The organism is Xanthomonas sacchari (genome assembly GCF_040529065.1).
Classification (GTDB): Bacteria; Pseudomonadota; Gammaproteobacteria; order Xanthomonadales; family Xanthomonadaceae; genus Xanthomonas_A; species Xanthomonas_A sacchari.
This window is the reverse complement of the sequence record NZ_CP132343.1, coordinates 666,943-683,108: the sequence shown is the minus strand read 5'-3', so window position 1 is coordinate 683,108 and position 16,166 is coordinate 666,943. Positions and strand designations below refer to the sequence as shown.

The window sequence follows — 16,166 nt, the reverse complement described above, 5'->3', positions numbered from 1 at the left end:
ATTCCAGGCACACACGCTGCCTTATACTTTGCCGCACCTGCAACACCCCATCGCCGCTGCGGCCCGGAACATCTGTGGAATGGATTGCGCATCTGGCCCATGCCGGCACCCTGCTGATCGTCAACGCGTTGCTCGCGGCAGTGTCCTCGGCGATGTTCCTGGCCCTGTACGTCACCGGCCGCAAGGAACGGCACGCGCGCAGCCTGTTGCTGCTGGCGCTGAGCTACGGCGTGTTCGCCCTGGGTTTCGGCATCCTGCTGGCGCCGGCCTGGAACGTCACCAACTTCTGGGTCAACCACATCGGCAACGTCATCCTGGACGTGGCCACCATGCTGACGCTGGTGGCGGTGAACGCCTATCTGCGGCGTCCGCTGCTGCAATGGACGCTGCTGTTGCCGGTCGCGCTGCTGTGCGCACTGGAACTGTACAGCCTGTACTACGCCAACCACGATCACCGGATCATGGTGATCTTCGGCGGCATGGTGCGCGGCCTGCTGACCGCCGCCACGGCCGTTGCGCTGTGGCGCTATGCCGACAGCGTGGTGCGCTCGGCGGCGCGCTTCACCGCCGTCTGCCATTTCCTGTGGGCGGGCATGGTGGGACTGCGGATCGCCTGGTGGGCGCTGCATCCCGATGCCGATACCAGCTACGACCCGACCACCAACTTCGGCCTGCTCTCGCGCATCGTGCTGACCGCCAGCATCACCCCCGGCTTCCTGTGGATGCTGACCCGCGAAATGAACGCGGAACTGCGGCGGCACGCCTCGCAGGATCCGCTGACCGGGGTGACCAACCGCCGGGTGATGTGGGAGCGTGGCGAGGCGGCGACCCACGATGCCGCGCGCAGGCAGGCGTCGATCGCGGTGCTGATGATCGACGTGGACCATTTCAAGGCGATCAACGACCGCTTCGGCCATGCGATCGGCGACCAGGTGCTGGTCGCCATCGCGCAGACGCTGGCGCAGCACATCCATACCCCAAACCTGCTCGCGCGCATCGGCGGCGAGGAGTTCATGGTGCTGATGCCGCATGGCGACGAGGCGCAGGTGCGCGACCTCGCCGAGCGCCTGCGGCGGCGCATCGAACAGCAGCAGATCGACGCCGCAGCGGAGGCATCGCCGGTGTGCACGGTGAGCATCGGCTATTGCCTCTCGCCGCGCGCGCAAGCGCCGTGGCAGACCCTGGTGCTGGCCGCCGACCAGGCGCTGTACGCGGCCAAGCGCGCCGGCCGCAACCGCATCGCCGGCACCATCGTCGCATGAGCGCCCCAGGCGCGCGGCACGCCATGCGCGCCACGCCACCGGCATGAGCGCCTGGCATCCGTCGCTGTACCGGCACTGGTTCGCCGTCGCACCCGCCGCGGCGTTGCGGCGGCAGCCGCTGGCGGTGACGGTGATGGACCGGCATGCAGCGATCGCGCGTTGCGCCGACGGCGGCCTGCTCGCGCTGGAGGACCGCTGTCCGCACCGGCACGCGCCGTTGTCGGCCGGCTGCGCTACCGGCGACGGGCTGTCCTGCCCGTATCACGGCTGGGGCTTCGACCGCGGCGGCGCGCTGCGCGAGATTCCCGGCCTGCCGCCCGGGCAGACGCCGCCGGCCGTGCGCGTCCGCGCCTTCGCCGCACGCGAGCACGACGGCCTGATCTGGCTGCGTCCCGATCCGGAAGGCGCCAACGCGCCATCGCAGCTGGTGCAGGCGCTGCAGCCGTCGGCGCGGCGCTTCCTGTGGCGCACCCGCTGGGACGCACACGTGGTCGATGCGCTGGAGAACTTCCTCGACCCGCTGCACACCCATCTGCTGCATCCGGGGCTGGTGCGGCGCGGCGGCGCGCGCACCGCGATGCGTGCCGAACTGCGCCACACCGAGGAAGGCTTCCACGTGGACTACCGCGGCGCCGCGGCACAGAGCGGCTGGCTGTACCGCTTGTTCGAATCGCCGCGCACGCTGGAACGCGCGCACTTCGCCGCCCCCGGCAGCGCGCAGATCGAGTACCGCTACGCGCGCGGCGGCCGCGTGCGGATCAGCCTGCACTTCACCCCGCTCGGCATGCGCAGCACCGACGTTTTCGCCAGCCTGCACGTGGAAGGGCGCTGGGCGCCGGCGTGGGCGGTACGCCTACTGGTGTGGCCGCTGCTGCGTCGGGTCGGCGAGCAGGACCGGCGCATGCTCGCGCTGCAGTCGCGCAACCTGCAGCGCTATCCCGGCGCGCGCGGCGCCTCCACCGCGCTGGACCTGGTGCGCGAACCGCTGCGCCGCTACTGGGACGGCGAGCCGCTGCCGGCGCCGGGCAGCGGCCACGACGTGGAGATCATGCTGTGACCGCGCCGAGCCGCTGCAGCACCGTCGCCAACGGGGCCGGACGCCCGAGCAGATAGCCCTGCACGCCGCCACAGCCGTGCGCGCGCAGCCAGCGCAGCTGCGCCTCGGTTTCCACGCCTTCGGCGACCACGTCCAGCCCCAGGCAATGGCCCAGGGTCAGCAGCGCCTGGCAGATCGAGGCATTGCGCGGATCGCGGTCGACCTCGGCGACGAAGCTGCGGTCGATCTTCAGCGTGTCCAGCGGCAGGTCGCGCAGATACGCCATGCTGGAGAAACCGGTGCCGACATCGTCCAGGGCCACGCGCACGCCCAGCGCACGCAGTTGCCGCAGCACGTCGCCGGCCTGCTGCGGCTGCCGCATCAGGCTGCTTTCGGTCAGTTCCAACTGCAGGCCGTCGACGGCCAGCCCGGCCTCGGCACACGCCTGCACCAGGTCGGCGACCAGGTCGCCATCGAAGAACTGCAGCGCCGACACGTTCACCGCCACCGGCAGGTTCGGCCATCCGTGGTCGGCCAGTGCGCGGCGCGCGCGCGCCGCCGCGTGCATCACCCAGCGCCCCAGCGGCAGGATCAGCCCGGTGTCCTCGCACAACTGGATGAACGCATCCGGCGCGATGAAGCCGCCATCGGCCTGCGGCCAGCGCACCAGCGCTTCCAGTTCGCGCGGCGCACCGCTGACCGCGTCCATGATCGGCTGGAAATGCAACTCGAATTCCTGCCGCTCGATCGCCTGCTGCAGGCGCCCGGCCAGGCGCAGGCGTTCGCCGGTGCGCGCGGCCATGGCGCGATCGAAGCGCACCAGGCTGCGACCCTCGGCCTGTGCCGCATGCGCGGCCTGGGCGGCGCTGCCGATGGCCTCGTCGGCATCGGCGGCATCGTCCGGACACAGCGCCACGCCGATGTGCGCCTGCAGTTGCTGGGCGAACTCGCCGCCCTGTACCGGGGTATGCAACGCCTCCTGCAGCGCCTGCAAGGCCTGCGGCAGGGACTGCGGGTCGAGGATCGCCAGCACGAAGTCCTGCGCCGGCTGGTGCGCGCTCAGGCCGAAGCGCTCGCCGAGCGTGCGGATGCGCCCGGCCACCGTGCTGCGGACTGCATCGCCGGCGGCGCGGCCAAGGGTGTCGCCGATCAGGGCCAGGCCGCGCACCTGCACGTAGGCGATGGCGTAGCCGCCGCGCTGCGCGCGCAGCGCCTCGGCCAGCGCATGCGGCTTGAGCAGACCGGTACCGAAGTCGTGGCGCGCGAGATAGGCCAGTTCGCGCTCGTGGGCCAGGCGTTCGGTGACATCCTCGGCCAGAATCAGCCGCGCCGGCACGCCGCCGAATTCCAGGTCGGCGCTGTGGATACATACCGACAACAGGCTGCCGTCCTTGCGCCGGTGCGTCCACACGCTCGGCGCGTCGAAGCCCTCGCGCGGCTTGCGCACGTCCTGCAGCAAGCGCTCGACATCCTCCGACGGGCGCAGGTCGCGCAGGTCCATCGCCAGGAATTCCTCGCGGCTGTAGCCGTACTGGCGCACCGCGGCCCGGTTCACTTCCAAAAAGCGCAGGCTGTCGACGGCGAACACCCAGTACGGCAGCGGATTGCGGTCGAACACCAGGCGGAACTGCCGCTCGGCATCGAGCAGGCGCGCCTGCGCCGCCACCCGGTCGCTGACGTCCTGCACCGCACCGGTCATGCACATGCCCTCGCGCGTGCGCACCAGCGCGCCGCGCGCGGCCAGCCAGCGCAGGCGCCCGTCGGGCAGGTGCATGCGATAGACGGTGTTGTAGTCCGCGCGCCCCTGCGCGGCGTCCTCGTACAACTGCTCCACCCGCGCGCGATCCTCGACGTGGAGCCGCTCCAGGAACGCCTCGATGGGCATCTGCATGCGTTGCAGGCCGAACATCGCCCCGGTCGGCTCGGACAGGCGCAGCACGCGCTGCGCGATGTCGATGCGCCAGGTGCCGATGCCGCCCATGCCATGGGCCAGGCGCAGGTCCTCGTCGCCGCGACGCAGCCGCTGCAGCAGGTGGCGCTGGCGCCGCTCGGCGCGGCGCAGGCTGCCGAGCAGATAGGCCAGGCCAAGCAGGTACAGCACGTACACCAGCGCCGCCGCCGCAACGAACCACCACCAGCCGGACAGCGTCTCGCGCAACCCCACGCCGGCCACGGCCAGCAACGGATACGCGCCGCCGCCACTCACCGCCAGGATCCGCGGCGTGGCATCGAAGACATCGCGACGCACGCCAAGCGCGCCGCCGTGCGGCATCGGCTGCGCCAGCGCCTGTGACAGGCGCGACTGGCCAGCGGCGAGCGGGCGGCTGGCGGCGAGCAGCAGGCCTTGCGCGTCGGTCAGCGCGACGATGCCGTCGCGCCCGCTGTCGGTGCCCTGCACGATGCGCTGCAGCGCGGCCACCCGCCATTGCGCATCCACCCAGCCGTCCGACCCCCAGGGCACGGCGACACGCACCACTGCCGTGCCGTCGGCCAGGTGCAGCGGCGGACTCACGCAGACCCGGCCGCCGCAGCGCGCGCGCGCCATCCAGGCGCGCAGGTCCGGATCGCCGGCACCGCCGAAGCGGCGTTGGCCCTGCGCATCCAGCAAGGCCACGTCGTGCAGCTCCGGATGCCGCGCCAGCAGGCCGTGCAGCGAGGCGTCGATCAGGTCGGGGGCGCGTGCCGGCGCCTCCGCCAGCAGCGCCTGTGCGCCCAGGCCCTCGCCATGCAGCGCCTGGCCGAGATTGTCCAGTTGCAACTGCAGCAGGCGGTCGCTGCCGGTGGCCAACGCCAGGCTCTGCCGCTGCGCCGCCGCCAGGCGGTGATGGCGGTCCTGCGCCAGCACCAGCACCAGGCCGGCGGCCAGCAGCACCGCCAGCACCAGCCCCCAGGTCGCGATCGCCCGCACCGGCGCGCGCGTGACGCGCCGCAGGCTGTGCCGAAAGCGACGGTCGCGCTTCCTGTCGGCGAGCGGGTTCGGCGGCATCGAAAAGGGAGGACTGACGTAGGTGCTGATTACAGCGGCTTGGGACCGGCGATCTTGACCTTGCGTGACGCAATCCTGGGCTAAGCGACACAGATAAACGTGTTCAGTCCATCGCAGGCCACTGCGCCAGTTGCTGCATCGGCAGCCCGACACGGCGGCACGCGCGCGCGGCGATGCCGTCGTGCAGTGCGACCCGGAACAGCGGCGCCACCTGCTGCAGCAGCCAGGCCGGCACCGCCGGGCCGGTGCGCTGCAGCCGTGCCTGTCGCAGCAGCGCGCTGGCCCACGGCGGCAGCAACGCTGCGCCGGCGCCCAGGAACAGTTCCCGCGACAGCCCCGGCGCCGGCACCGGCAGGCGCAGGCCGGACAGCACCGCCAGCACCTCGCGCGAGCGCGCATCCACCCGCAGCAGCGGCCGCTGCCGCTCGAAATAGGCCAGCACCGCGGCCTCGCTGGCCGGCACCTCGCGCGCGCCCAGCGCTTCGGCCACGCGCCGGCCTTCGTCGTAGTAGCGGTCGGCGATCGCGGTCGGCACCGCGCGGCAATAGCGGCGGTAGCCCTGCAGGAAGCCGTAGGCCTCGGTCACGTGCACCCAGGTCAGCAGCGCCGGATCGTCGGCCGCGTAGGCGCACCCGTCGGGCGTGTGGCCACGCACCCGCGCATGGATCGCACGCACGCGGGCGATCTGGCGCTGCGCCGCGTCCGTGGGCGCGTAGCTGGTGGCGGCAACGAACTGGGTGGTGCGGCGCAGGCGCCCGACCAGGTCCTCGCGGAAGTTGGAGTGGTCGTAGACCCCGGCCAGCGCCAGCGGGTGCAGGGTCTGCAGCAGCAGCGCACACAGCCCGCCGGCCAGCATCCCGGGAAACTCGGCATGGATGCGCCAGGTGACGCTGTCCGGACCGAACAGGCCCACATCGCCGAGCGGCTGGTCGTAGTCGATGGCGTCGCGTTCGCGCGGGAACGCGCCCAGCACCCAGCGGCGGATCTGGGTGGTGGCCGGAGCGGAGAGGGTGCGCAGCAGCGAGGGCATGCCCCGATGGTAGCGGAGGCGGCGCCAGCGCCGTGCGATGGCGTATGGCGCGCGCGGGCCGCTCTGCATGTGCGACCGCAGCATGCACTTTGCGGCCGCTGTGCTAGAAAGAAGCTGCCTCAAGATCGCCCGCCGACGTTCCGCGTCCGTCACCGCATCTGCAAGGAGCTCGTCATGATCGCTTTGTTCAAGGGGTTGGGATTGCTGCTCGAGGACAACGCGCTGCACCAGCGCTCGTTTCCCGAACAGGTCGCGCACTGGCAGCACAAGAGCGAGGCGCAGATCCGCGAAGAGGTGGCGTTGCTGGCCAAGGCCAAGCAGCAGTGGCTGGTGGCCTCGATCATCGGTTGGCAGGCGATCTCGCTGATCCTGCTCGGCGTGATCACCGCGCAGTTGTGGCAGCACGACTACCACCTGACGTTCTCGCGCATCGTCATCGTGGTCACCTCGTGGGTGGCGATCCTGTTCGTGATCTGGTTCATCGCCAACATGTTCGACCGCACCGCCGGCTTCGAGCGCTGGCTCACCGCGTTCAACAGCCGCGAACCGCTGTCGGCCGATGCCGACACCGTGGAGTGCGTGGCCGACGCGCTGAACATGGCGCGCAAGTATCCGGAGATCCTCGCCTACAAGCGCGAGGTGGTGGCCAACCGCGAACTGCGCCACGAGGACATCCGGATCATGCGCGAGATGGGCCGCATCCGCCTGCATGCCGAACTGGTCGCCTCGCTGATCCAGTTCGAAGGCACGCCGCCCGGTGGCCAGCCCGGCGTGTTCCGCGTGGCCGGCTGAGGCCGCCGCGCGCCCGCGCGACGCCGCACCACCTCAACGCCCCACCGCAAAGCGACCGCACCGGCGGTCGCTTTGCGTTTGTGGAGACCGCGCGGCGATGCGCTGCGCCGGCGCTGCGGTGCCGGCACAGCGCAGGCAAGGCACGCCAATGCGCAGGCCTGCCGCGCAGCGGCACTGCGCCGCGCCTAGGCCACGGGCATTCCCAAGACCAATTTCGCGAAATATAATCATTCTCGATTAGAACTTTCGCCCCCCGGTCTCGATGACACTGCACCCCCTTTCGTGCGCCTGCCTGCTGGGCATGGCGCTGTCCCTGCCTGCGTACGCCGCCAGTGCCGACACCGCCTCGGACGCCGACAGCGGCGCCGATGCCGCACAAGCCACCGCCCTGCCCACGGTGCAGGTGCGCGCCGACGCGCAGAGCGGCTTCCGCGCCACGGGGCCGGTGCAGGCCGACAAGTCCGATGCGCCGCTGGCGCAGACGCCGTTCTCGATCACCGTGGTGCCGCGCGCGCTGTTGGACAGCCAGCAGGCGCTGAGCCTGTCCGACGCCCTGCACAACGTGTCCGGGGTGGTCGCCAACACCTACGGCCGGCGCGGCTGGGACGACCTGATCATCCGCGGCCAGACCGCCTCCGACGCGCTGTTCGTCGACGGCCTGCGCACCGCCGACAGCAACCGTGTGGCCGAGCAATTGTTCGGCGTGCAGCAGGTGGAAGTGCTGAAGGGCCCGGCCTCGCTGCTGTACGGGCAGGTGCTGCCCGGCGGCCTGGTCAACCTGATCAGCAAACGCCCCGGCGCCGAGCCGATGCGGCGGGTCGACCTGGGGGTGGGCAGCGACGGCCTGCGCCAGGGCAGCGTGGATCTCAACCAGCCGCTGTCGGCCGACGGCAAGGTGGCGCTGCGCCTCAACGGGCTGGCGATGAACAGCGACGATCCCACCGACCACGTGTATTTCCGCAGCCGCTGGATCGCGCCGTCGCTGTCGCTGGACCTGGGGCCGCGCACCGACTTCGTGCTGCTGACCAGCTACCAGGAACGCGACTACATCCGCCAGCAGGGCCTGCCCTGGGAAGGCAGCGCCGAACCCAACCGCAACGGCAAAATCGACCGCGCGCTGTTCACCGGCGAACCCGGGCAGCGGCCGTATCACAGCCACCAGAGCCGGATCGGCTACGTGCTCGATCACCGCTTCGACAACGGCTGGAGCCTGCACCACGCCGCGCGCTGGCAGAGCTTCGGGCTGGACGGTTTCCTGATCGCCAACAACGGCCTGGCCGCCAACCTGCGCACCCTGCGCCGCACCGCCACCCAGCAACAGTTCGACGGTCGCACCTGGGTGCAGGACACCTACCTGCAGGGCGGCTTCGCCACCGGCACCTGGCAGCACACCGTCACCGCCGGCCTGGACGCGTTCAAGACCTGGGAATGGAACGTGCAGTCGACCTGCCGCGTCGGCAACCTCGACGTGTACGCGCCGGTCTACGGCAGCGCCGTGGTCTGCCCGGCCCGGCCCACCCGCGACAACCTCAGCGTGGTGACCTCGGGCGGCCTGTACCTGCGCGACCGCATCCAGTTCGCACCGGACTGGCAACTGCTGCTGGGCCTGCGCCACGATCGCAGCCGCAACCAGAGCGAGGACCGGTTGGCCGGCAGCGACACGCGCACCGACAACAGCGCGACCACGGGCTCGGCAGCGCTGATGTTCGACGCCGGTGGCGGGCTGCGCCCGTATGTCAGCGTCGCTACCTCGTTCTATCCCAACGTCGGCGTCGACGCGCAAGGCGCACAGTTCGATCCCGAGCGCGGCCGCCAGGTGGAACTTGGCGTCAAGATGGAAGTGGGCAGCGGCACCAGCCTGAGCATGGCGCTGTACGACCTGCGCCGGCGCAACGTGCTGCAGAGCGATCCGTTCAACGACGGCTACAGCATCGCCGTGGGCGAACAGCGCAGCCGCGGCCTGGAGCTCAACGCCGCCGCCGACCTGGGCGATGGGCTGAGCCTGTTCGGCGGCTACGCCTACACCGATGCGGTGGTCACCGACGACGGCGGGCAACGCGTCAGCACGGTCGGCAGCCGCCTGTACAACGTGCCGCGGCACAGCGGCTCGCTGTGGCTGCAGTACACCGCCCACGGCATGGCCGACGGCTGGAGCGTCAGCGGCGGTGCCCGCGCCGAGGGCGAGAAGACCGCCTACGGCCACCGCATTCCCGGCTACCTGGTGTTCGACGCCGGCCTGGGCTACCGCCAGGGCCATTGGCGCTACGCGCTGAACCTGAAGAACGCCTTCGACCGCGACTACTTCACCGGCGGCCTGCAGCGCGCGGTGGCCCTGGGCGACCCGCGCACCCTGCTGTTCTCGGTGGGCGTGGATTACTGAGTGGGTGGCGTCGCTGCGCACGACGCGATGCCGTAGCCGAAAGCGCGGATGCCGGATCGCGGGGAATACCCTGTGGGAGCGACTTCAGTCGCGACGCGAGACGTCATCCGGCAGTTCCGTTGCCGATGCGTCTGGACTGAAGTCCCTCCCACAACAGCGACGGGCTGATTGCGTCATTCGGCTGCAAGGGCGGATGCGGCGACGCGATGCGATGCATCGGTCGACCTCGCATCCGGGTCGCGGCTGAAGCCGCTCCTACGCTGCCGATGTTCGGACCGCAACAAGGCACCACGTAGGAGCGGCTTCAGCCGCGACGCATGACTTCATCCGACAGCTTCCCGGCAATGTCTCTCAGCGGCTTCAGCCACAACGCGCGAAGTCCGACAACTCCACGGTAACGCTTCCTATAGGAGCGACCTCAGTCGCGACGCGGGACGTCGCCCGGCAGCTTCGTTGCACGCGCGTCGGGACTGAAGTCCCTCCCACAACAGCCTCGGCCATCGCGCATCGCTTGTTGTGTCGGAAGATCTTATCGACCAGCGGTTCGCTATCGCGCCTCACTCGCGCCCACACGCCGACGCCGGGGCATCCGACACCACACACTGGCGGAAGTCGCGCGGCAGCCCGGCGATCTCGCGGCGCTGGCCGACCGCCAGATCGAAGGCCTTCAGCGAGCGCGGACTGCATGCAGCGCGCTCGCTGCCGGGCGCCGCCTGCGGTGCCGTGCAGGCGGCATAGACCTGGTAGTGGCAGCGCCCGCTGCGGCTGTCGAGGCAACGGAACGTGGCCAGGCCATCGCGGTAGGTGGTCCGGCTGAAGATCAATGGCACGCCGCGGTCGCTGGCCTGCACCACCGTCTCGCGGCGGGCGCCCGTGGACAGGTCCAGATCGGCATGTCCCTGGCAGCCGAACAGGCCGAGCAGGCACGACCACAGCAAGGAGAGCAGGCGCATGACCAAGATTCCTTTTCCAGGGCGAAGCGAAGGGGCTGCGCGGCTACATGCCGCGGAACAGGCTCATGTACGGCTGGCTGACGGTCAGGACCTCGTCGCGGTGGCGCAGCTTCAGCCGGCCCTTGCCGGTGTCCTCGCGCACCACCGAGGCCACCGCCTTGAGGTTGACGATGGTCGAGCGATGGATCTGCCGGAACGCGGTCGGATCGAGCACGTCCAGCAACTCGCGCAGCGAGGTGCGCAGCACCGCCTCGCCGTCGCGGGTGAGCACCGTGGTGTACTTGCTGTCGGCCTGGAAATACAGCACGTCGTCGAGCAGGATCAGCCGCGTCTCGCGGCCGCTGCTGGCGGTGACCCAGGCCAGCGGCGGCGGCGCCGACGGCGCGGCCGGGCGCTGCTGCAGGCGCTGCAGCAAGGCATCGAGCACCGCCGGATCCGGCCCCTGCGCCGCACGCGCCTGCAGCCGCTGCACCGTGGCCTGCAGGCGTTCGCGCACGATCGGCTTGAGCAGGTAGTCCACCGCGCCGTGTTCGAACGCATCGATGGCGTACTGGTCATAGGCGGTGACGAACACCACCTGCGTGTGCGGGCTCAGGTCGCCCAGCGCACGCGCCACCTCGATGCCGCTCAGCCCGGGCATGCGGATGTCCAGGAACGCCACCTGCGGGCGCAGTTCGGCCAGGCGTTCCAGCGCGCTGGCACCGTCTTCGCACTCGGCGACGATGCGCAGCTGCGGCCACACCTCGCCCAGCAACGCGACCAGCGCGTCGCGCAGCAGGGTTTCGTCCTCGGCGACGATCGCGTCAGTCATGGTGCGCTCCCGTGTGCATCGCCACCGGTGCCGGCGCTGGCGCTGGCGGCGGTGTCTGCGTCGTCCCCGCCGGCCACGGCAGGGTGATGGTGGCGGCCACGCCGTTGGGGAAGTTGGAGACGATGGCGAAGCTCGCCGCGCCGCCATAGGTCAGGCGCAGCCGTTCGCGCAGGTTCTTCAGGCCGATGCCGGTGCCGCTGGACTGGGTGTTGAAGCCCAGGCCGTCGTCGGCCACGGTCAGGGTGACGTGGTCGTCGACCGCGCGCGCCAGGATCCAGATGGTGCCGCCGCCGGGCTTGGGTTCCAGACCGTGCTTGATCGCATTCTCCACCAGCGTCTGCAGCATCATCGACGGCAGCGGCAGCGTCTTCATCGTCTCCGGTACCTGCACCTGCAGTTGCAGGCGCGCGCCCATGCGGATGCGCAGGATCTCCAGGTAGGCCTGGGTCCGTTCCAGTTCGTCGCCGAGCGAACTCATCGCGTCCTCGGCGCTGGGCAGCGAGCGCCGCAGATACTGGATCAGGTAACCCAGCATCAGGTCGGCGCGCGGCGGATCGGTGCGCGCCAGCACCTGCGCACTGGCCAGCGTGTTGTAGAGGAAATGCGGCTCGACCTGGGCGTGCAGCAGATTCAGCCGCGCCACGGTCAGTTCCTGCTCGGTGGCGGCCTGTGCGGCGGCGGCCTGCTCGTCGCGGCGCAGCTCGGCCACGCGCCGGGCCAGCGCGCGGCCCAAGGCTTCGGCGTTCTCGTAGTTGCTGCCCTCGTCGACCGCGAACAGGTCGATCCAGGCGCTGGCATCCGGCTCCAGCAGCAGGGTCAGGCTGCTGGTGCCGGTGCCCGGAGTCACCGTCGCCAGGACCTGATTGCGCTTGACCGCGAAGCGCGCGGCCAGGTTCCAGCGCGACGGCGGGCGGCCGTTGTAGGGATCGATGCGGCGCACCTTGGCGCGCACCTGCAGACTGTCCAGCGTGCTTTCCACCTCCTCCACCCGCGGCAGCTCGCGCACGGCCGCATCCAGCAGTGCGAACGCCTCGCGGGTGTCCAGCGGGATCTCGATCTGGCGCCGCTGGCGGCTGGCCAGGGTTCCCCAATCCAGGCGTCCTGCGATCAGCCAGACCTTGCGCAGATGAGTGATGCCGGCGATCAGCGCCGACAGCATCAACAGCATCGCCAACAGGCCGAACAGCCAGCCCGGCCCGGAATTCATGCCGTAGAACAACCCGGCCCAGACGAAGGCGGCCACGATCACCGCCCCGGCCCAGGCGCACAACAGGCGAACGAGGAAGAACAGGCTGGCGAGCATGGCGGCCGGGGATTGGGGAGTTCCGGCGAGGATAGCCGCGGCGTCGCGCAGCGCCAGCGGCGTGCGACGAAACTGCCGCTGGCATGGATGGAGCCCGACCTTGGCAGGACGAAACCGCAGCCCAGCCGCACGCAAAGGCGGCGGCGCCATTCCAGGCGACAGCGCGCCCTACAGCCGGCTGACGCTGCGGATGCGGATCTCGCTGCTGTCCACCCCGTGGCGTTGCGCCGCCTGCGCGCGCAGGCGGCCCAGCAGCCGCTCCGGATCCAGCGGCGCCGGCTCGGCCCAGGTGTGCGCCAGCGTGCCCCAGGCCACGCGCTGGCCGAAGCTGTAGGCCTCGTAGTCGGCCAGGTAGTGGCGCGCGCGCTCAGGTACCGACGTGGACATCGCCTTCATAACCGTTGCAGCCCAGGTGTTCGAGCGCGATCGACAGCGCCAGCGCGTAGCCCTGCGCGCAGTAGCCGCCGACCTGGCCTAGCCGTTGCCCCGAGGCCGCGCACAGGCAGGCTTCGCGGCGATCGCTGGCGTCGTCGTGCACTTCCACGTAGGGCCGGCGCAGGTGCGCCACCGCGTCCGCGGTGACGGCGCTGTCCGAACACGCGCCCGGATCCAGCAGCAGCATCTCCACCCCGGCCTGATCGGCCTGGGCCAGCGCCTGCAGCAGTTCGCGCTCGCTGGCGCAGCCGCGCACGGCCAGGGTCTTGCCGGCGCGCCCGGCATGGGCGAGCAGTTGCCGCATCACCGGCGCGGCGATGCGCGCCGGGCGGCCGCGATGGCCGGCCACGCAGTCCGGGCCACGGAGCAACAGGATCGACATGGCGGCGCCCTCAGTTGGCCAGTGCCGCGCGCGCGCCGAGCCGGCGCTGCGCCACGCCCAGGGCGATGGCATAGCTGTCGGCGAGCGCGCCGTTGGCGATCACCGTCAGCAACGGCGCGTGCCGCGGCTGCAGCAGCGGTTCCAGCGCCTGCGCGCTGGCGTCGTGCACCTCGATGTACGGGTGGCCCAGCGCCTCCAGCGCCGCGCACAGCTGCGCGCCGTGGTCGGCCAGCTCCGATGCAGGCAACTCGCCGGAGTCCAGCAGCACCAGCTCGGTGTCGTCGCACGCGCCTTGCCGCAGCCGCGCCACGATCTGCGCGGCATCGGCGCAGGCCACCGGCACCACCTGCGCAGCATGGGACGCGGCCAGACACTGCGCCGCGGCAATGGCCGACGCATCGCGATGCGGGCCCTGGATCAGCAGAATCGACATGGAACACATCCAACGGGAAGGACGGGGCGCAGTCTGCGCGCGCGCCGCGTAAGCGCGCCATGGCGGTTGGGGGCTGCGCGCGTAAAGTCTGCGTAAGGCGGGGATTCGGGATTGGGGATTCGCAAAAGCGGATGGCAGCGCTGCGCTTCCACCAATCCCAAATCCCCAATCCCGAATCCCGGCTTCTAAGCCAATCCCCAATCCCGAATCCCCAATCCCAGCTTTATGCGATCATCCCCGGCTTCCCGCAGCCACCGCCGCCCGGACCCGCCATGACCCACTCCGCTCTGCGCCGCGATGTCGGCCCGTTCGCCCTGATGCTGACCGGCCTCGGCTCGATCATCGGCTCCGGTTGGCTGTTCGGCGCCTGGCGCGCCGCCGGGCTGGCCGGCCCCGGCGCGATCTGGGCCTGGGTGCTGGGCGCGGCGATCGTCACCACCATCGCCCTGGCCTATGCCGAACTGGGCGCGATGTTCCCCGAGTCCGGCGGCATGGTCCGCTACAGCCACTACTCGCACGGCTCGCTGGTCGGCTTCATCGCCGGCTGGGCCAACTGGATCGCGATCGTGTCGGTGATCCCGGTGGAGGCCGAGGCCTCGGTGCAGTACATGGCGTCCTGGCCGTGGCAGTGGGCGCAGGACCTGTACGTGCAGCAGCCCGGCGGCGCCGGCGAACTGTCGGTGCCCGGGCTGTGCATCGCCGCGGTGCTGGTGCTGGTGTATTTCCTGCTGAACTTCTGGAGCGTCAAGCTGTTCGCGCGCTCCAACAGCCTGATCACCGTGTTCAAGCTGGTGGTGCCGGCGCTCACCGGCGTGGCGCTGATCGCCAGCGGTTTCCACAGCGAGAACTTCAGCGTCGGCCTGCACGGCGGCAGCCACACCATCGACTTCGCCGCGGTACTCACCGCGGTGGCCACCGCCGGCATCGTGTTCAGCTTCAACGGCTTCCAGAGCCCGGTGAACCTGGCCGGCGAGGCGCGCAATCCCGGGCGCAGCATCCCGTTCGCGGTGCTCGGCTCGATCGCGCTGGCCACGGTGGTCTACGTGCTGCTGCAGGTCGCCTACCTGGGCGCGGTGCCGCCGGACCTGCTGGCCAAGGCCGGCTGGCACGGCATCGACTTCCGCTCGCCGTTCGCGCAGCTGGCGATCATCGTCAACCTGCACTGGCTGGCGATGCTGTTGTACGTGGACGCCTTCGTCAGCCCCAGCGGCACCGGCATCACCTACACCGCCACCACCGCGCGGATGATCTACGGCATGGAGCGCAACGGCACCATGCCCAAGGTGCTGGGCCGGGTGCATCCGACCTGGGGCGTGCCGCGCCCGGCGATGTTCTTCAACCTGCTGGTGTCCTACCTGTTCCTGTTCTTCTTCCGCGGCTGGGGCACGCTGGCGGCGGTGATCTCGGTGGCCACCATCATTTCCTACCTGACCGGCCCGATCAGCGCCATGGCACTGCGCAAGCACGCGCCGGAGATGCACCGCCCGCTGCGCATCGCCGGCCTGCCGGTGCTGGCCGCCGCCGCCTTCGTGCTGGCCACCGAACTGCTGTACTGGGCGCGCTGGCCGCTGACCGGCGAGATCATCCTGCTGATGCTGGTGGCCCTGCCGGTGTACGCCTACTACCAGCAGCGCGACGGCTGGAAGGATTTCCGCCGGCACCTGCGCGGCGCCAGCTGGCTGATCGCCTACCTGCCGACCATCGCCCTGCTGTCGTGGGCCGGCAGCACCACCTTCGGCGGCCACGGCTACCTGTCCTACGGGCCGGACCTGGTGGTGGTCGGCGTGGTCGCGCTGGGGTTCTACTTCTGGGGCGTGCGCGCCGGCTGGCGCACCCCGTCGCTGCAGCAGGCCAGCGGCGGCTGAGCCGCGGCGGCGCTTAGCCGCCGCGCAGGAACTGCAGCGCGCGCGACAGCAGCGCGGCGCCGACGAAACCGGCCAGGGCGCACAGGCCCACCGCGATGACGCCCTGGTGGGACGGGTCGTCGCGTCTGTCGAACAAGGCCAGCGCCGCGGCGACGCAGACCGACGAGGTGCCGGCGCCGACCAGGCCGATGCGCAGATGCGCACGCCAGCCGCGCAGGCGCGGCCAGGCGCGTGCGGCGAACAGACCGGTCAACAGCGCCGGCAAGGCGCCGAAGACATAGGAAAACATCGCCATCAGCAGGAGCAGCAGCAGCGGAGCGCTGACGCTGCCCTCTCCCCAGGTCATCGCGATCGCCACCGGCAGCCCGACCACCACGGTCCCGAGCGGCGGGCCGACGAACAGGAAGGTCATGACCACGCCGACGCCGACCAGCCAGCGCGGCAGCGGGTCGTTGCCCGCTTCCGCGTCGAGCGGGTCGACCTCGTCCACGCGTGCGT

General features: G+C 70.8%; 14 protein-coding genes. 5 read left to right on the top strand and 9 right to left on the bottom strand.

What is annotated here, in order from left to right:
* Positions 1 to 74: 74 nt before the first annotated feature.
* Both RAB71_RS02920 and RAB71_RS02915 read left to right on the top strand, forming a co-directional pair.
* Complete coding sequence (locus tag RAB71_RS02920) at positions 75 to 1,262, top strand: diguanylate cyclase (RefSeq protein WP_010343661.1); 1,188 nt, start codon at positions 75 to 77, stop codon at positions 1,260 to 1,262.
* Positions 1,263 to 1,305: 43 nt separating this feature from the next.
* Positions 1,306 to 2,319, top strand: coding sequence for a Rieske 2Fe-2S domain-containing protein (locus RAB71_RS02915; RefSeq protein WP_082042425.1), 1,014 nt, complete (start codon positions 1,306 to 1,308; stop codon positions 2,317 to 2,319).
* On the opposite strand, the gene RAB71_RS02910 is transcribed toward RAB71_RS02915, so the two are convergent.
* Both RAB71_RS02910 and RAB71_RS02905 read right to left on the bottom strand, forming a co-directional pair.
* On the bottom strand, positions 2,309 to 5,206 hold the full coding sequence (locus tag RAB71_RS02910) for an EAL domain-containing protein (RefSeq protein WP_041500958.1): 2,898 nt from the start codon (positions 5,204 to 5,206) through the stop codon (positions 2,309 to 2,311). The two genes, RAB71_RS02915 and RAB71_RS02910, sit on opposite strands and share 11 nt — an antisense overlap.
* Before the next feature lie 181 nt (positions 5,207 to 5,387).
* Positions 5,388 to 6,314, bottom strand: a complete 927-nt coding sequence (locus RAB71_RS02905) for an oxygenase MpaB family protein (protein ID WP_041500960.1) — start codon at positions 6,312 to 6,314, stop codon at positions 5,388 to 5,390.
* A 174-nt stretch (positions 6,315 to 6,488) separates the two neighbouring features.
* On the opposite strand from RAB71_RS02905, the gene RAB71_RS02900 reads away from it, so the two are divergent.
* Both RAB71_RS02900 and RAB71_RS02895 read left to right on the top strand, forming a co-directional pair.
* A complete protein-coding gene (locus tag RAB71_RS02900; RefSeq protein WP_010343666.1) occupies positions 6,489 to 7,106 on the top strand; it encodes a hypothetical protein in 618 nt (205 codons plus the stop codon).
* Between the two features lie 301 nt (positions 7,107 to 7,407).
* The gene (locus tag RAB71_RS02895) at positions 7,408 to 9,486 is read left to right on the top strand and encodes a TonB-dependent siderophore receptor (protein ID WP_010343667.1); all 2,079 of its coding nucleotides are present in this window, start codon (positions 7,408 to 7,410) and stop codon (positions 9,484 to 9,486) included.
* Positions 9,487 to 10,043: 557 nt separating this feature from the next.
* On the opposite strand, the gene RAB71_RS02890 is transcribed toward RAB71_RS02895, so the two are convergent.
* The 6 genes from RAB71_RS02890 to RAB71_RS02865 all read right to left on the bottom strand — a co-directional run bounded on the left by RAB71_RS02890 (position 10,044) and on the right by RAB71_RS02865 (position 13,803).
* Positions 10,044 to 10,439 (bottom strand): hypothetical protein, encoded by a 396-nt coding sequence (locus RAB71_RS02890; protein WP_010343668.1) that lies wholly within the window; start codon positions 10,437 to 10,439, stop codon positions 10,044 to 10,046.
* 43 nt (positions 10,440 to 10,482) lie between these two features.
* The gene (locus RAB71_RS02885; RefSeq protein WP_010343669.1) at positions 10,483 to 11,250 is read right to left on the bottom strand and encodes a LytTR family DNA-binding domain-containing protein; all 768 of its coding nucleotides are present in this window, start codon (positions 11,248 to 11,250) and stop codon (positions 10,483 to 10,485) included.
* Positions 11,243 to 12,553 carry a sensor histidine kinase gene (locus RAB71_RS02880; RefSeq protein ID WP_010343670.1) on the bottom strand — a complete coding sequence of 437 codons (1,311 nt, stop codon included), beginning with the start codon at positions 12,551 to 12,553 and terminating at the stop codon, positions 11,243 to 11,245. The genes RAB71_RS02885 and RAB71_RS02880 overlap by 8 nt, the downstream gene beginning before the upstream one ends.
* 168 nt (positions 12,554 to 12,721) lie before the next feature.
* Positions 12,722 to 12,940, bottom strand: coding sequence for a hypothetical protein (locus RAB71_RS02875; RefSeq protein WP_029562193.1), 219 nt, complete (start codon positions 12,938 to 12,940; stop codon positions 12,722 to 12,724).
* On the bottom strand, positions 12,921 to 13,370 hold the full coding sequence (locus RAB71_RS02870; RefSeq protein ID WP_010343672.1) for a type II 3-dehydroquinate dehydratase: 450 nt from the start codon (positions 13,368 to 13,370) through the stop codon (positions 12,921 to 12,923). Before RAB71_RS02870 ends, RAB71_RS02875 begins: the two co-directional genes overlap by 20 nt.
* Positions 13,371 to 13,380: 10 nt before the next feature.
* A complete protein-coding gene (locus RAB71_RS02865) occupies positions 13,381 to 13,803 on the bottom strand; it encodes a hypothetical protein (protein ID WP_010343673.1) in 423 nt (140 codons plus the stop codon).
* Positions 13,804 to 14,075: 272 nt separating this feature from the next.
* Here RAB71_RS02865 and RAB71_RS02860 point away from each other — a divergent pair, with 272 nt between their 5' ends.
* Positions 14,076 to 15,668, top strand: a complete 1,593-nt coding sequence (locus RAB71_RS02860; protein ID WP_010343674.1) for an APC family permease — start codon at positions 14,076 to 14,078, stop codon at positions 15,666 to 15,668.
* A 13-nt stretch (positions 15,669 to 15,681) separates the two neighbouring features.
* On the opposite strand, the gene RAB71_RS02855 is transcribed toward RAB71_RS02860, so the two are convergent.
* The gene (locus RAB71_RS02855) at positions 15,682 to 16,158 is read right to left on the bottom strand and encodes a hypothetical protein (protein ID WP_234006615.1); all 477 of its coding nucleotides are present in this window, start codon (positions 16,156 to 16,158) and stop codon (positions 15,682 to 15,684) included.
* Between the last annotated feature and the right edge of the window lie 8 nt (positions 16,159 to 16,166).

Excerpts from the sequence above, each read along its gene's own strand:
- RAB71_RS02915 (WP_082042425.1), top strand. The coding sequence starts at position 1,306 with ATGAGCGCCTGGCATCCGTCGCTGTACCGGCACTGGTTCGCCGTCGCA.
- RAB71_RS02905 (WP_041500960.1), bottom strand. The coding sequence starts at position 6,314 with ATGCCCTCGCTGCTGCGCACCCTCTCCGCTCCGGCCACCACCCAGATC.
- RAB71_RS02900 (WP_010343666.1), top strand. The coding sequence starts at position 6,489 with ATGATCGCTTTGTTCAAGGGGTTGGGATTGCTGCTCGAGGACAACGCG.
- RAB71_RS02895 (WP_010343667.1), top strand. The coding sequence starts at position 7,408 with ATGGCGCTGTCCCTGCCTGCGTACGCCGCCAGTGCCGACACCGCCTCG.
- RAB71_RS02890 (WP_010343668.1), bottom strand. The coding sequence starts at position 10,439 with ATGCGCCTGCTCTCCTTGCTGTGGTCGTGCCTGCTCGGCCTGTTCGGC.
- RAB71_RS02885 (WP_010343669.1), bottom strand. The coding sequence starts at position 11,250 with ATGACTGACGCGATCGTCGCCGAGGACGAAACCCTGCTGCGCGACGCG.
- RAB71_RS02880 (WP_010343670.1), bottom strand. The coding sequence starts at position 12,553 with ATGCTCGCCAGCCTGTTCTTCCTCGTTCGCCTGTTGTGCGCCTGGGCC.
- RAB71_RS02875 (WP_029562193.1), bottom strand. The coding sequence starts at position 12,940 with ATGTCCACGTCGGTACCTGAGCGCGCGCGCCACTACCTGGCCGACTAC.
- RAB71_RS02870 (WP_010343672.1), bottom strand. The coding sequence starts at position 13,370 with ATGTCGATCCTGTTGCTCCGTGGCCCGGACTGCGTGGCCGGCCATCGC.
- RAB71_RS02865 (WP_010343673.1), bottom strand. The coding sequence starts at position 13,803 with ATGTCGATTCTGCTGATCCAGGGCCCGCATCGCGATGCGTCGGCCATT.
- RAB71_RS02860 (WP_010343674.1), top strand. The coding sequence starts at position 14,076 with ATGACCCACTCCGCTCTGCGCCGCGATGTCGGCCCGTTCGCCCTGATG.